Origin of the sequence: Glutamicibacter sp. JC586, assembly GCF_009805585.1 — a bacterium.
Taxonomy (GTDB): domain Bacteria; phylum Actinomycetota; class Actinomycetes; order Actinomycetales; family Micrococcaceae; genus Glutamicibacter.
The window spans coordinates 15404-30500 of sequence record NZ_VHIN01000006.1; the positions used below are offsets into that span (position 1 = coordinate 15404).

Sequence of the window (15097 nt, forward strand, 5' to 3'; positions counted from 1 at the left end):
CGCACCGACAGTTTAGGGACATAATGGGCTCATGCATCTTTTGGTGACCGGCTTCGAGCCTTTCGGCAACGACCAGTTCAACGCGAGTGGCGAGGCCGTGCGGCTGGTTCCCGACAAAGCCGATGGCCATCAAATCACCAAGGCGATCTTGCCGGTATCCTTCCAGCGCTCTGGCGAAGTTCTGGCAGCTTTGCTGCAGGATCACCAGCCCGATGCTTTGATCTGCGTCGGAGAGGCTGGCGGGCGAGATGAAATCAGCCTGGAAGTCCAAGGCGCCAACGTGGACGATGCCCGCATCCCTGATAATGATGGCGCCCAGCCGGTGAAACAGAGCATCGTTCGTGGCGGCGAAGACTACCGCCCCGCGACCTTGGATCCAGAAATGATCCTCCGGGCATTGCATCAGGCGGGCCACGGCGCTTACCTATCCGAAGACGCGGGCAAATTTGTTTGCAACCGCATCGCATACCTCGCCTATGGGCAGAAAGTACCGGCGCTGTTCATCCATGTTCCCGCGCTTCGACCTGCCGGCCAGAAGGCCACGGTGGGCGCCGAGACGGACAACCGTGAAGCTGCGCTTAAGGCGCAGCCTCGGACTGGCTGCACTCTCCCCGAGCTTGCCGAAGCACTGACCGTGGTCCTAGCGTCCCTTGCCGACCAAACGAAATAGACTACTGACATGGACAACGCTCTTGCTCTAGACCCCTTTGAAGTATCCGTACTGCTTCTTTGGGCCACCGGGGTCATCTACGTGTGCTGGCGCTACGTCCAGTGCCGTTCGGCGTACATGCTGATCGTACTGGTGGGGACTTTATGCATTCCAGGGCTTGGCATTTGCTACGCTGCCGGCCAGGCAATTCGGAAATTCACCAACCGCGAAAGCTAGGTCTAAAGAATGAATAAACCTGAAACTCGCTGGCTCGTACTATTCTCAGTCATCATCGGTGTCTTGTTTGTTGGCACCTTCGCACTTATCACCTCTGGGGCATTGGCCGCTTGGTTGGATTAGTCCACGGATTGCCCCATCACGTCCAAGGATCAGTTCAATCTCACGCAGCCACCTTGTGCCACGCCTCGGCAATAGCCGGAAGCGCCTGTTCAAGATCGGCTCGGTCCTGGGCAAATGGCAAACGCAGATAATGCTCCAAGCCGTGGCCTTCCACGGCGAAGGTGGATCCCGGCGCCAGCAACACTGATTTGAGCTGTCGAGCCAGCGCGCTGGAACGTGGCTGCGGCAGTTGGCACCACAGGCTCAGGCCGCCTGCAGGCTTATTGGGCTTCCATTCCGGCAGCAACCGCTGCAGTTCAGCGATCATCCAGTCTCGGTTGTCCCGCAATCCCTCCCGGGCACTCTGTGCGAGGCTAGCGCCTGCATTCAGCAGGTTGGCCAGCACCAATTGCTCCAGCACGGGCGCCCCGAGATCCATGCTCATGCGCGAGCGGGCGATGGCACCCGAGAGATGCCGTGGCGTTCGAATCCAGCCAAGGCGCAATCCGCCCCAGTGCGATTTGCTGGCACTGCCCACGGTGACCAGGTTCTTGGAAAAGGCCGCCATCGGCAAAACGTCCGGCTCAGTATCAAGCCACAGCTCGGCGCAGGTTTCATCGATGATGCCGACGGTTCCCGCCCGGTCCAGTTCTGCCGCCCAGCGTTCTCGCCTTGCGTCATCCAGCAAGGTTCCCACGGGGTTGTGGAAGTCGGGCAGGCACAGCATCACTGTCGGGGACACCGTGTGAAGAGCCGAGGCGATCTGCTCCATATCGGAACCGTCCGGACCGATGGGCACCGCTGCGGTGCGAGCGCCATGCGCCTTGAGCGCAAGCAAGGAATTGGGGTAGGTCGGGGATTCAGCCAGCACGCTCTGCCCGCGACCCATGACCGCGCGTCCTGCGGCTGCCACCGAGGATAGCGCACCTGAGGTGACAATGATCTGATCCGGACCGGTGGGAAGACCCTTGCGCGTGTAGTAATCGGCGAGGGCCAGCCTTAACGGCTCGAGGCCCAACGGGTAGTAGCCCATTGTGGCCGCATAACGCGGAAGCTGCTCCAACGCGACTTGGAATTCTCCGAGCATTCCGGTCGGGGCATTGGGCGCCGCGCAGGTCAGATCTAGCGCGGTGCTTCCAGGCATTGGCCCGAAACCGCCGAGCGGCAGTGGCTCTGCTCCGCCGGCAACCGGCCCTCCGGGAATCTGGGCGACTGTTCCCGAGCCTTGGCGGGAACTGGCGTAGCCGCTATCGCGAAGTTCTGCGTAGGCACGTGAAATGGTGGTGCGGCTCAGCCCCAGTCGAGCCACGACTTCGCGTTCGCTGGGCAGTACCGAGCCGTGCAGGATGCGGCCATTGGCTATGAGCGAGCGCAGCGTTTCAAAAAGCCATCGGTATGCAGGTTGAGAAGTGTCGACTGCCCCGAGCATTCCGGCGAGCGCAGCACCTGTGACGCGGCCCATAAGTCCACCTCTTCAAAATTGGCTATTTTTTACGTGGCCAATTTACCGGATTATTTTATTCATGACCATCACTAATCTGACTCCGCGCCAACAGCTCGCCAGCGGGCGGTTGCCTTTGCGATTCTTCAACCTCTTTGCCGGCCTGTCACTCTACGCATTGGCGATGGCCATGATCATTCGAGCGCAGCTGGGCGTGGATCCATGGGATGTATTGCACCTAGGCATCGCCAACCATGTGCCCTTGTCGTTGGGCACCATCATCATCTTTGTTGGCGCGTTGGTCTTGCTCGCCTGGATCCCGTTACGCCAATGGCCGGGGCTGGGCACCATCGCCAACACACTGTACCTGGGTGTCGCACTCGATTTCTTTCTGCTCTTCCTGCCCGAAATCAACGGTCTGAGCTGGCAGATCCTCACCCTCGTGGTCGCAATCCTCATCAACGGCTTGGGTGGAGCCCTCTACATCGGAAGCCATTTCGGCCCCGGCCCGCGCGATGGCCTAATGACCGGACTGCACCTGCGTACTGGGCTTTCGTTGCGGCTGATCCGCACCGCTCTGGAACTCTCGGTACTGGGCATCGGCTGGCTGCTCGGCGGCCCGGTGGGTCTGGGTACGGTGGCCTATGCTGTACTCATCGGACCGGCGACGCAGCTCTTTGTTGCGCGAACCAGTGTGCGCTTGCCACAAGAGCGCTAAGGTCAACGTGTCGCGTTGAACTCGCGACAAACCCGCCTACACAGGCAATACTGGAAACATGTTTGTCGTTGCGCTCAGCCCCCGGCCCCGCTCGGTCACCGATGTTGCCGACGCCAGCGAGCAGTTGTGGCATCAGCTTTCCCAAGTTCATACTCATGCTCCGTTCACCGCACTGAGCGGACAATTGCTGCTGGGCGTGCCCAAAGATCCCGACGCGGCAGTAGATGCACTCATGCGAGTGGCGAGGTTGAACTTCTGCAATATCGGCCTGGGCATAGGCAGCCTTTATGAGCCGGTACCTACCGAAGCGGACCTGGTTGAAGGCAAAGCTGCACGTCGCGCTCTGGGCGCTTTGGAGGCCGCAAGTCACCGAGGGGAACGCGTTCCTATTTGTGTGTCGTCAGGCAATGACGAAATGGATGCCGAGCTCGAGGGTCTTTTGCGCATGCTCGGCCAGTGGATTCGTACTCGCACTGAAGCCGAATGGTCTGTAGTTGATCTGCTCACTCCTGGTGTGCGCGGCCAGCAGAAAGCTGTGGCCGAGATCCTTGGGATCACTCCGCAGGCGGTATCAGCCGCGATTGTGCGCTCAGGCTACAACGATGAGCTCGGCGCACGCGCAGCCATCGCCCGGCTACTGGAATTCACTGACCAGCTCTAGCCTTGCAACAGTCCCTCGAGGACAATCGCCAAACCGTCCTCATCCACGCCTTCGGTCACAGCGTCAGCTACATCCTTAACTTCATCCGGTGCCTGCCCCATGGCCACACCGTGGCCGGCCCACTGAAGCATTTCGATGTCATTGCGGCCATCACCCACGGCCAGTGAATCGGCCAGATCAAATTTGAGGATCGCTCGCAGGCGCTCCAGACCACTAGCTTTGGTGGTGCCGTCGGCGGCGATATCCAGCCAGGCGGTCCACCCTACCGAGTAGGTCACGCCGGAGAGTCCAAGTCCCTGCACCGCATGTCCGAACTCCTCGGCTGTATTGTCGGTGGAGAACACCACGACACGCACTGCCTTGTTGGCCAGCAATTCCTCGAAATCAACAACCCTGGATTCGGCGCCAAAACTGGCATCGCCAAATTCCTGGTTAGAAAGAAATTCGCCGCGCTCATTCTCCAGCGCGTACTTGGCCTTGGGCAACTGCTTCCACAAGGCAGTGAGTGCCTTTGATGGATCAAAAACTTCACGGTGAATCACTTCGACGTCTCCGTCGCTCACCTTGGCCAGTACGCCGCCGTTGCTGACCACGACGTAGCCGTGATCAATGCCCAGTTCTTCCATGATTGGAAGGGCCGCACCAAGGGAACGTCCAGTGGAGATGACCACTTCGTGGCCCTGCTCAACCACTGCCCGGGCTGCGTTACGTACCCGCTGACTCATCTGGCCCTGATGGTTGACGATGGTTCCGTCCACATCAAGGCAAATCATCATTTTCTGCTTATTTAGTCGGTCGTCGTTGCCGATCTTTGTCATAACTGTCATGGCTCAAGTTAACCATCACCGCCGCAATTTAGCGATGATCCACGGCACAGGCGCACTTGAATAGCTGGTTAACGGCAATTGCCGGCCACCTGGATAAGGTGACCGGCAATTTGTTAATCACGAATTACTTGAGAACTTCGAGTCCGCCGAGGTATGGCTGCAGAGCCTTAGGAACGTTGACCGAACCGTCTGCATTCTGGTGGTTTTCCAGAATCGCAACGATCCAGCGTGTGGTTGCCAAGGTACCGTTCAGTGTAGCTACCGAACGGGTCTTGCCTGGCTTGCCGTCAACAATTTCGCGTTCGCGAATGTTAAGGCGGCGGGCCTGGAAGGTGGTGCAATTTGAGGTCGAGGTCAGTTCGCGGTATGCGTCCTGAGTTGGAACCCAAGCTTCACAGTCGAACTTGCGAGCAGCACTCATTCCGAGGTCGCCGGCGGCGGTGTCGATCACGCGATATGGAAGTTCCATGCGGCCAAGCATTTCTTCCTCCATGGCCAGCAAATTCTGGTGTTCAGCTTCAGCGTTCTCAACGCTGGTGTAGGTGAACATTTCCAGTTTGTTGAACTGATGAACGCGGATAATGCCACGGGTGTCCTTGCCGGCCGAACCAGCTTCTCGTCGGTAGCACGAGGACCAACCGGCGTAGCGAATTGGGCCCTGAGACAGATCCATGATCTCGTCCGAGTGGTAACCGGCCAGGGCCACCTCGGAGGTGCCCACCAGGTACATGTTGTCGCGCTCGAGCTTGTAGATCTCGTCGTCGTGCGCCACATCGAAGCCGGTGCCCTGCATGGTTTCTGGGCGGACCAAGGTCGGGGTGATCATTGGGATGAAGCCACGCTCCATAGCCACGTCCAGCGCCATGTTCATCATCGCGATTTCCAGTCGGGCACCAATGCCCTTGAGGAAGTAGAAACGCGAGCCAGAAACCTTTGCGCCGCGCTCCATGTCGATGGCGCCCAGCTTCTCGCCGATCTGCAGGTGATCCAACGGTTCAAAGCCTTCGGCCTTGAAGTCGCGGATGGTACCCACATGCTTCACGACGGTGAAGTCCTCCTCACCACCGGCAGGGATGCCGTCGATGATCAGGTTAGGGATCAGACGCTGCAGTTCGGTGCACTTAGCAGCGGCTTCATCGGAGGCAGCCTGGGCAGACTTGACCGAAGTGGCCAGTTCTTTGACCTCGGCCAGCAGCGCGGCGCGTTCCTCGCCCTTGGCCTGGCCGACCTTCTTAGAGAACGCATTCTGCTCGGCACGCAGGCGCTCGTAGGTGGCAATGGTTTCGCGACGCGCCGTGTCAGCAGCCATAAGCTGGTCAACTAACGACTCGTCGGCACCGCGCGCGCGTTGCGAGGCGCGGTACAAATCCGGATTTTCGGTGAGCATTTTCAGGTCGATCACACGTTAAGCGTAACAATCTTGAGTACGATGAAAGCACTATGCAGACAAATCGTGTGATCGTTTTCTCTGCCGTGGCCGCCGCAGCTGCCGTCGCGGCAACAAGTTGGTACTCGGTGCGTAAGCTTTCGCACTACCGCAAGCCCTCGGCGCAAGAGCCGTTCGCAGCCGAACAGCAGAGTCCGGGCAAGGTCGCACTGGTCATCAATCCGTCCAAGTCAGGTGCTGAAGAAGCGCAGAAGGCCGTAGAGCGAGTCTGCGCTGAAGCCGGGGTTGAGGCTCCCCTTGTACTGCACACGACGAAGGAAAATGCGGGCCAAGATGCTGCCCGGGAAGCCTTGGATGCGCAGTGCGACACAATTATTGCCGCAGGCGGAGATGGAACTATCCGTGCCGTCGCAGAAGTACTCGAAGGTACCGAAGCCGCACTTGGCGTGTTGCCTCTAGGTACCGGCAACCTGCTAGCCCGAAATGTCGATATTCCGCTCGATGATCTGCACACCGCCGCACTTGCTGCCGTGCGTGGCATGGTCCGCCGGATCGACGTGGGGCACATGAAACTCAAACTGCTCGACGGCTCAGAGGCAGACCACGCATTCTTGGTCATTGCCGGGGTAGGCACGGACGCGGATCTTTTTGATGACACCAATGAGGAGCTGAAGTCCAAGGTTGGTTGGCTCGCTTATTCTGAGGCGGGTCTGCGTCAGCTTCCGGGCAAGCGCAAAAAGGTCAACTTCAAATTAGATGACGACGAAAACTGGCAAACCCGTAAGGTCCGCTCGGTGCTTTTCGCTAACTGTGGCAAACTGCAGGGCTTGGACTTTGTCCCCGACGCCAAAATTGATGATGGCGTCTTAGATGCAGTGATCCTGTCTCCTCGTTCAGCCGCTGGCTGGATGTGGATTTTACTCAAGACAGCATTCCGCGCTAAAAACAAGATCCCTGTGATGAGCTTCTACCAGACCCCAGGGATCGCCTTGCGTTGTGCTGAGCCTATGAATACCCAGATCGATGGGGATCCCACCGGTCAGGTCAACGAACTGAAAGTGAGTATTTCACCGAGTTCGTTGCGCCTACGCACCCCGTAGTTGACATTCGTCTCAAGACGCTGTGAAGGCCTCGATAATCCTGAAGACTATCGAGACCTTCACGGCCTCTCTATAGCCGATTGCGCAGCGACTGCACCCACGCACGAGCATCACTAAATGCGCCGTCCGAATTATGCTTATCAACAAGAGGTTCAACACCCTGCGCCGCCGGATAGGAACCAAGGAAGCGTAGATCTGGGGTCAGTCGGTGCAATCCGGACAGGGCCGCAGCCACACGTTCATCGGCCACGTGCCCCTCAAAGTCCACAGAGAAGAAGTACTGGCCTAAACCTTGGCCGGTGGGACGAGATTCAATGCGCGAAAGGTTCACGCCGCGAGCGGTAAATTGCTCAAGTAGTTCCATCAGCGCACCGGGGCGATCTTGCCGCAACGGCAGGATCAGAGTGGATTTATCCACCCCGCTGGGAGCCGGAATCTTCCCCGGACGGGTGACCAGAATGAAGCGAGTCACCGCACCCACATTGTCCTCAACCCCGCGCACCATTACCTTCAGTGCGCGTTCCTCAGCCACCAAAGGGTTGCAGATCGCAGCATCATGCTGTGGGTCATCCTCGACCAGGGCCACCGCAGCGGCCGCCGTAGATGATGCCGGAGTGAAGACGGCGCCGGGGATATTCGCTTCTGCCCACAACCGGCATTGTGCCCAAGCGTGCCCGTGAGTGGAGACTAGCTTGATCTGATCCAGCGAGTCGATGCCCGGGCGTACCGCCAGCACAAAACTGATGGGGACAAGGATTTCAGCAACAATCTGCAAGGCTTGACCTTGGGCAATGGCGTCCAAGGTGGCCGAAACGCCACCTTCCACCGAATTTTCAATCGGTACCATCGCAGCATCGACGCTGCCATCTCGCACCATCGCCAAGGCAATGTTCACATTAGTTGCGGGGATACGTTGCGCGTCCGGTGCCCCGGGAACCTGCAGCAGCGCCGACTCGGTGAAGGTGCCTGCAGGTCCCAGATAGGCGTATTTCATCGGACTGCTGGCTCCTGCCCATTTTCTGATTCCATTGGCAGGCCGGCTTCAATCCATGCATCCGAACCACCGGCAACGTTAAACGCCGTGTAGCCCATTCCGGTCAGCCAGGCTGCTGCCTGCGCGGAACGTCCACCGGTGCGGCAGATGACATAAGTGTCCACATCTGGATCCAGTTCGCCAACACGCTCAGGAAGGGTGCCCAATACGACATGGGTAGCACCAGTTGCGTGGCCGGCTTCCCATTCAAAGTCTTCACGTACGTCAAGGATGAAGGCATCCTTAGGGACATCATTGACCGAAACAGTCTCAAAATCGCTCATAGCTAGCATTCCTCTCACATAGGGTGTTTGCTTATAAGACTAGTCATTTCCTGCGTCGAAAGCTGACATGTTTCCCACTAGCGCCCTGAAATTGCGTGACGACTTGGCCCGAGGCGAGATTTCCAGTCGCGAGCTGACCGAACACTACCTGAACCGCATAGAGCAACAGCGGGATTTGGGCGCCTTTGTGCACGTGGCCGAGGATGCCATGGCCGCCGCTGCGGCAGCCGATGAAGCGCAGGTACGTGGGCAGTTGGGGCGGCTTCACGGAATGCCCACCGCATTCAAAGATTTGAACGATGTGACCGGCATGCCTACGACCTACGGATCAGCTGCCATCGATCACCCGGTGGCCACTCGCGATCATTCCCTCGTTGCGCAGCTGCGCAGTGAAGGAGTGGTGGTTCTAGGCAAAACGCAGGTCCCAGAATTTGGGCTGAGCAGCCATTCAGAAAACCTGGTGGCTCCAGCTTCACGCAATCCTTTTGATCCAACGCGCTCTTCGGGCGGTTCCTCGGGCGGACAGGCTGCGGCGATCGCCGCCGGAATGATTCCGGTGGGACCGGGCTCTGATGGTGGTGGCTCGGTACGCATCCCGGCAGCAGCTTGTGGACTCATTGGGCTCAAGCCGTCACTCGGACGAGTCCCCACCGATGTGTTAGACGGTTATGTTGATCCGCTGGGGGCGCCAAAGCTCGCCGTCTCAGGCCCACTGGCCCATGATGCTTTAGATGCAGCGCTGTTGCTGGATGCGATGCGCGGCAAGGATCATTACCTGCCGCTGTTGCAAGGCAGCTACCCCGAACGTTTAAACGAGTTGAGCATCGGCTTCAGCACCCACTCACCCTTTGAATCGGTCTACGACATCTCGATTTCTCCTCAAGCCCGCGCTGCCTTTGACCGAGGCCTTAAGCTACTGGGCCAGCGCCACCGCGTACAGCCAGCGGATATGAACTATGCGGAGGACTACCCTCAGACCTTTGCCACGGTGTGGACCAACGGACTCAAAGATGTTCCTATCAATGACGAGTCACTGTTGGGCGAGTTGGCCCGCGATTACCGGCGCCGGGCCGCGGGGCGTTCGCTGGAACAGAATCTACAGGCCGGTTCACGGCTTAAACAGATTGCCGCGGACTTTGTTCGCCAATGGTCAGCCTATGACGTTATTGCCACCCCAGCGATGGCAACCATTCCACCGTTGCTCGGGCACTATACCCAAGGCGATGCGGATCGCGATTATATGTTGCAGTGTCAGTACACGCCGTACACCTCAATGGTGAACGTCGCCTCAGTAGCTGCCATCACCATTCCGGTGATGACCACTGAGGATGGGTTACCAATGAGTATTCAGCTGATTTCCCCTCGTTCAGACGAAGGACTTCTGCTCGCGCTGGCCGCCCAGATGCAGCTGTGAGCTTTGCCATATAAGTAGGTACTCGAGTAGCCAAAAGCGAAAAATATTACGTATGTCTACTGCAACAACGAGCACTTCTAACACCGGAAGGACCTTCTTTGGTCACCCCGGTGCGCTCGCAAGCCTCTTCAGCGTAGAAATGTGGGAGCGATTCTCTTTCTACGGTATGCAGGGCTTGCTGGCTTACTACATGTATTACTCGGCCACCGATGGTGGTCTGGGAATGGACCAGGGCTTGGCCCTGTCCCTGGTTGGCGCTTACGGTGGCGCCGTATACCTGTCCACCATTCTTGGCGCGTGGCTCTCTGACCGTCTCTTCGGTTCCGAGCGCGTATTGTTCTTCTCGGCCATTGGCATCATGGTTGGGCACATTGCCCTAGCATTGCTGCCTAGTTACATTGGCTTAATCATTGGTCTGATTCTGGTCGCTGTCGGTTCCGGTGGCCTGAAGGCCAACGCCGTAGCACTGGTTGGCTCGCTCTACGCCAAGGAAGATCCACGCATTGATGCTGGCTTCTCCCTGTTCTACATGGGCGTGAACATTGGTGGCTTGATCGGCCCACTGCTCACCGGCTGGCTTCAGGTGACCTACGGCTTCCATATCGGTTTCGGCGCTGCCGCCATCGGTATGGCTATCGGCCTGGGGATCTACGCTGCGGGGCGCAAGAAGCTTCCTGCCAGTGGCAACATCCCGAATAACCCGTTGCCTGCCAACGAGCGCAAGCGTTACGTACTGATCTTTGCGGCTGTTTTGGTCATCATCATTGCCGCTTTCGCGACCAAGATCGTCACCCCTGAAAACCTTGCCAGCACCGTGGCTTATGTGGTTATCGTGGCTTCGGTCATCTACTTTGCTTTGATCCTGCGCAGCAAGAAGGTTGATGCGACCGAGCGCAAGCAGGTCTGGGCATTTATCCCGTTCTACATTGGATCGGCTGCCTTCTGGGCGCTGTTCCAGCAGCAGTTCACCTTCATCGCCGCATACTCGGATCAGCGTTTGGACCGCCACATTGGTAGCTGGGAGATGCCACCGAGCTGGGTCACCTCGATCAACCCAGTATTCATCATCATCTTCGCCGGCGTTTTCGCCGCCATGTGGACCAAGCTGGGCAAACGTCAGCCACACACTGCCGTCAAGTTCGGGCTCTCACTGGTAATTGTGGGTGCTGCGTTCCTATGCTTCATTCCGTTGGAGTCCTTCACCATGACCCCACTGTTGGCCTTGGTGGGTATTTTGTTGCTGTGCACTTTTGCTGAGCTACTGCTCTCCCCAGTGGGACAGGCCATCGCTACTAAGTTGGCTCCGGCTGCCTTTGGTACCCAGATGATTGCACTGTTCTTCCTGTCGGTATCCTTGGGCACCACCCTGTCCGGTGTGCTGGCTGGTTACTACACTCCGGGTAACGAGATCCCTTACTTCATCGCCATGGGCGGCACCGCTGTCGTTCTGGGTATCGCCATGATGGCGGCAACCCCGGGGCTGAAGAAGTTGATGGGCTCGATTCACTAGGCTCACAACTGCGAAAATTAGCTGGTCCCGATTTCGGGACCAGCTATTTTTGTTGGAATTGTTCTGCAGAGGTCAACGCCTATGCATAGGTCACATTCTCGTAATAGGAACTGTCTCCAAACCCGCTGGCAATGAACCAAACGAACCAGATGACCACCGCATATGTGACGATGGCTAGGACTAATCCGATCCATGACGTGATCAGCCCAGCCAATGCTAGGTCTCGGGAACGTGGTTCGCGTCGGTAGGCAAGGTGTCCGGTAATGACTCCAGCGAGCGGAACAAGGATAATAGCAGCAAAGCCCAACATCGATAAGATGCCCAGCACCAAGGAAGCCACGGACAATCCGTTGGGTTCTCGCGGTGGCTGGTACGGGTTCTGCGGATATGGGTAGTAGCTCATCACCTACTATTCTTCTACGAATTCGCATAAGGCGCATTAACCTGAGAGGCAATCTGTGGCACATCTTCGAGCTGGCCAACCAGCAACTGAATCCGACCTGATTAATCTTCAGGAGGTGCTCGACGCCTACAGCAACATCATTCCTTCCAGCGACAACGCCGATCAGGCAGTCATCTTTGGCACCTCGGGACACCGCGGGACCTCATTGAACGGCACCTTCAACGAAGCACATATCGCCGCCATCACGCAGGCCGTCGTCGATTACCGCGTCGACGCAGGGATCACCGGCCCTATGTATGTTGGCAAGGATAGCCACGCACTCTCGGACCCTGCCTACCAGACCGCACTAGAGGTTTTGGCAGGAAACAACGTTGAGGTTCTTGCCGAAGACGGTCTGACCCCAACCCCGGCAGTAAGCCACGCCATCCTCGTTCATAATGCCAAGGGCGGGGATCAGGCGGACGGTCTGATCATCACCCCGTCGCACAATCCACCCACCGATGGTGGCATCAAGTACAACCCACCACACGGCGGACCAGCGGAATCCGAAATTACTGGACCCATCGCTGCCCGCGCCAACGAGCTGTTGGCAAGCGGAAAAATTAAGCGCGGCGAAGCAAACGCCAAGCCTTTTGATTTCCGCGAGCTTTACATCACCGACCTGGCTGGGGTCATCGACTTTAAAGTCATCGCCGACTCAGGGATTTCCATCGGCGCTGATCCGCTGGGTGGCGCCTCGGTGCACTACTGGGGAGAAATCGGACGCCGCTACGGGTTGAACCTCGAAGTAGTCAACGAAAGTGTTGACCCGCGCTTCGGTTTCATGACCTTGGATAAAGACGGCAAGATCCGCATGGACTGCTCCTCGGCGCACGCCATGGCTTCCTTGGTAGCCAACCGCGAGAAGTACGACATCGCCACCGGTAATGATGCGGATGCTGACCGCCACGGCATCGTCACGCCGGATGCCGGGCTAATGAACCCTAACCACTTCTTGGCCGTGGCCATCGACTACCTGTTGACCCACCGCGAAAACTGGCCAGCAGACGCCGAGATCGGCAAGACCTTGGTCTCCTCGGTGCTCATCGACAAGGTCGTGGCTTCCCATAACCGGACCCTGCGCGAAGTACCAGTGGGCTTCAAATACTTCGTAGAACCGTTGGCCTCCGGCAAGGTGGCCTTCTGCGGCGAGGAATCCGCAGGCGCAAGCTTCTTGGACTTCTCCGGCAAGGCCTTCAGCACCGACAAGGACGGGCTGATGCTCGCCTTGCTAGCTAGCGAAATGCGCGCTGTCACCGGCAAGAGCCCAAGCCAGTTGCACGCAGAACTAGTAAAGCGCCACGGTTCCAGCTTCTACGACCGCTTTGACGCCCCGGCTAATCGCGAACAGAAGGCCGTGCTTTCCAAGCTGGACCCTTCGATGGTTTCCGCCACCGAATTGGCGGGCGATTCGATCACCGCAAAGGTGACCGAGGCTGCTGGGTTCGCCATTGGAGGCCTGAAGGTTTCAAGCGAGCACGCATGGTTCGCGGCCCGCCCTTCGGGCACCGAAGACATTTACAAGATCTATGCAGAATCAACAAAATCACCCGAGCATCTGCAGCAAGTGCTCGCTGAAGCTCGGGTGATTGTTGACGCTGCTCTGGCATAAGTCAGAGATTTATTACCCTTGTGCAGTGGCTCGGGCACAGAGAATTTTTCTGCGGCCGGGCCACTGTGGTTTCCGAACTATTGTCCGTTTCTGAATACAATATCGGCCACGCCGAGTACTCTTCGATCTGCCTCTCTTGTCGACAAACAGCGAACTGAGATTCATCAGAGACTTGGCGCTCAACGACCATCTAGCTCGCCCAGCGGTGACTTCTGGATGTCTTCAATCAATTTTGTAAGCCATTCGCGAGTTGCATCGATGTTCGGGAGCGCGAGCGTTTCACCGCGCACGAGGGTCTCCTTGCGCGCCTCCCCGTACTGCGTTTCCCATCCGTCCATTTCACGCAGTGGAAGTGGCGGCCACTTCTGCGAACGGCGGAAATCAAATGTACGCACGCAAAATGCCCTCACCGTGGAAAGATCAGGACCAGCACTGCATAGCAACTGCAAATCCACCAGGTCATGTGCACGGTTATAGGCAGGGTCTGTCACGGCATGAATTTTCTGTGCAATTTGATATTCCAAGTCGATCAGTTCGACCGGCAGTAAGTCTCCGAATCCAAAGAACGCACCGAGCTCTACGAGCTCGGGGTCTATATCGAGCCGACGATGGGCATGCGGTTCGATTTCAGGGTCAGACACCTCTACGTCCACGCCAGCCCAATCCTTCCCAAGGAAGGCGAGGGTAAGCCTATAGGGGTGCACCACATACCCCGGCATCCCTAGCCCAGGGTCATGCTGACGTTGCTTCTTGAGGGTCGCGGTGAAGGCGACGCGGTCAGGTGCCGTAGGGGACTTCCTCAGCGAGCCCTTTGACGCTGGCACTGTTCCCCAGCCTTTTGCCAATCGTTCCCGGAAAGATTCTTCGAAGTCCTTGCCACGTTGCTCGGTTGAAACATCTAAATCAGCTGTAGCCCGCGTTCCACTCTCGCCCATACGAAGCTTGATACCCATACCACCCTTGATGGCTACTGCACTGGGAAGCATCTGAGAAATGATGAGCGTACAAAGCATGCGGCGTACACGTGCAATTGGAACCCCAAGATCTCGAGAAACTTCCTCCAACCGGACGTTCAGTTGCGCAATATTCAGCACCGGGACCACAGCACTCATGTTAGGTGTCGCCCATTCTTAGGATCAATGGCCTCGCAGTCACCTATTAGATCACGTCGATGCGCCTGGTCAACTAGTGATTTCCATCGGTTCCACGGCATCCTGCCACGGATGTCCGATAGGGCCCGTCCGACTGTGGTGGACGGCACCCCCTCGTAATGAGTCAGATCTTCGTCAGCGACATCCATACGCTGTTCCAACTCGACCCATTCAGGCATGACTCGTCGTACCCTGCGTCGAGTCCCCACCATGATTCGGTGCGGGTTGAACTGCCCTAGACCTAGCAGGTCAAAAACTGCCTCCCGCTGCAGAAAAGCCCCTGGTCCAGCCAGTGCCACTGCTACTGCCGCTTGAGTAAATTCGGTCATTGGCACACTGAGATGAACATATACGCCTTTGCCATACGAACGTAGCGCGCCTCGATGCGCAAGCTTACGTACTTCCACGGCAGGAACTCCCGCATCCTCGGCTTCTGCAATGGTCACTACGCCGTGGCGCCCTGAGGCAATCTCCCACAAGTCATGCCTATACCCGTTCATTTCAAACCCTTCCCGCCAAAAGTGTACCA

16 protein-coding genes are annotated in these 15097 nt (G+C 57.7%); 8 read left to right on the forward strand and 8 right to left on the reverse strand.

The genetic code is table 11. From position 1 onward, the window contains the following. Window positions 1–31 precede the first annotated feature (31 nt). Together FJV47_RS06005 and FJV47_RS06010 are read left to right on the forward strand one after the other, a co-directional pair. Window positions 32–670 carry a pyroglutamyl-peptidase I gene (locus FJV47_RS06005; RefSeq protein WP_159611030.1) on the forward strand — a complete coding sequence of 213 codons (639 nt, stop codon included), beginning with the start codon at window positions 32–34 and terminating at the stop codon, window positions 668–670. A gap of 9 nt (window positions 671–679) precedes the next feature. Then, window positions 680–886: a hypothetical protein gene (locus tag FJV47_RS06010; protein ID WP_159611032.1), complete on the forward strand. Its 207-nt coding sequence runs from the start codon at window positions 680–682 to the stop codon at window positions 884–886. 163 nt (window positions 887–1049) lie between these two features. Here FJV47_RS06010 and FJV47_RS06015 read toward each other — a convergent pair whose 3' ends face one another. Then, window positions 1050–2450, reverse strand: coding sequence for a PLP-dependent aminotransferase family protein (locus tag FJV47_RS06015; RefSeq protein ID WP_159611034.1), 1401 nt, complete (start codon window positions 2448–2450; stop codon window positions 1050–1052). 61 nt (window positions 2451–2511) lie between these two features. Here FJV47_RS06015 and FJV47_RS06020 point away from each other — a divergent pair, with 61 nt between their 5' ends. Continuing rightward, window positions 2512–3147, forward strand: a complete 636-nt coding sequence (locus FJV47_RS06020; protein WP_235026369.1) for a YitT family protein — start codon at window positions 2512–2514, stop codon at window positions 3145–3147. 58 nt (window positions 3148–3205) lie between these two features. Beyond that, entirely contained in the window at window positions 3206–3808 is a 603-nt protein-coding gene (locus FJV47_RS06025; protein WP_159611036.1) for a hypothetical protein, read from the forward strand. On the opposite strand, the gene FJV47_RS06030 is transcribed toward FJV47_RS06025, so the two are convergent. Then, window positions 3805–4635, reverse strand: a complete 831-nt coding sequence (locus tag FJV47_RS06030) for an HAD family hydrolase (protein WP_159611038.1) — start codon at window positions 4633–4635, stop codon at window positions 3805–3807. The genes FJV47_RS06025 and FJV47_RS06030 overlap by 4 nt on opposite strands. A gap of 124 nt (window positions 4636–4759) precedes the next feature. Next, window positions 4760–6037 (reverse strand): serine--tRNA ligase, encoded by a 1278-nt coding sequence (serS, locus tag FJV47_RS06035; protein WP_159611040.1) that lies wholly within the window; start codon window positions 6035–6037, stop codon window positions 4760–4762. A 38-nt stretch (window positions 6038–6075) separates the two neighbouring features. Here serS and FJV47_RS06040 point away from each other — a divergent pair, with 38 nt between their 5' ends. Continuing rightward, window positions 6076–7122 (forward strand): diacylglycerol kinase family protein, encoded by a 1047-nt coding sequence (locus FJV47_RS06040; protein ID WP_159611042.1) that lies wholly within the window; start codon window positions 6076–6078, stop codon window positions 7120–7122. A gap of 70 nt (window positions 7123–7192) precedes the next feature. Here FJV47_RS06040 and pheA read toward each other — a convergent pair whose 3' ends face one another. Both pheA and FJV47_RS06050 read right to left on the reverse strand, forming a co-directional pair. After that, on the reverse strand, window positions 7193–8116 hold the full coding sequence (gene pheA / locus FJV47_RS06045) for a prephenate dehydratase (protein ID WP_159611044.1): 924 nt from the start codon (window positions 8114–8116) through the stop codon (window positions 7193–7195). Next, a complete protein-coding gene (locus FJV47_RS06050; protein ID WP_159611046.1) occupies window positions 8113–8439 on the reverse strand; it encodes a rhodanese-like domain-containing protein in 327 nt (108 codons plus the stop codon). The genes pheA and FJV47_RS06050 overlap by 4 nt, the downstream gene beginning before the upstream one ends. A 67-nt stretch (window positions 8440–8506) precedes the next feature. Here FJV47_RS06050 and FJV47_RS06055 point away from each other — a divergent pair, with 67 nt between their 5' ends. Further along, on the forward strand, window positions 8507–9853 hold the full coding sequence (locus FJV47_RS06055; RefSeq protein WP_159611048.1) for an amidase: 1347 nt from the start codon (window positions 8507–8509) through the stop codon (window positions 9851–9853). Between the two features lie 52 nt (window positions 9854–9905). Further along, window positions 9906–11363 (forward strand): peptide MFS transporter, encoded by a 1458-nt coding sequence (locus FJV47_RS06060; RefSeq protein ID WP_159611050.1) that lies wholly within the window; start codon window positions 9906–9908, stop codon window positions 11361–11363. Window positions 11364–11442: 79 nt separating this feature from the next. On the opposite strand, the gene FJV47_RS06065 is transcribed toward FJV47_RS06060, so the two are convergent. Further along, window positions 11443–11766 (reverse strand): DUF4190 domain-containing protein, encoded by a 324-nt coding sequence (locus FJV47_RS06065; RefSeq protein WP_159611052.1) that lies wholly within the window; start codon window positions 11764–11766, stop codon window positions 11443–11445. Between the two features lie 55 nt (window positions 11767–11821). Here FJV47_RS06065 and pgm point away from each other — a divergent pair, with 55 nt between their 5' ends. After that, window positions 11822–13417: a phosphoglucomutase (alpha-D-glucose-1,6-bisphosphate-dependent) gene (pgm, locus tag FJV47_RS06070; RefSeq protein WP_159611054.1), complete on the forward strand. Its 1596-nt coding sequence runs from the start codon at window positions 11822–11824 to the stop codon at window positions 13415–13417. Window positions 13418–13596: 179 nt separating this feature from the next. Here the strand turns inward: pgm and FJV47_RS06075 are convergent, their stop codons facing one another. Together FJV47_RS06075 and FJV47_RS06080 are read right to left on the reverse strand one after the other, a co-directional pair. Next, on the reverse strand, window positions 13597–14529 hold the full coding sequence (locus FJV47_RS06075) for a nucleotidyl transferase AbiEii/AbiGii toxin family protein (protein ID WP_159611056.1): 933 nt from the start codon (window positions 14527–14529) through the stop codon (window positions 13597–13599). Further along, window positions 14526–15068, reverse strand: a complete 543-nt coding sequence (locus FJV47_RS06080) for a type IV toxin-antitoxin system AbiEi family antitoxin domain-containing protein (RefSeq protein WP_159611058.1) — start codon at window positions 15066–15068, stop codon at window positions 14526–14528. Before FJV47_RS06080 ends, FJV47_RS06075 begins: the two co-directional genes overlap by 4 nt. Window positions 15069–15097: the final 29 nt, after the last annotated feature.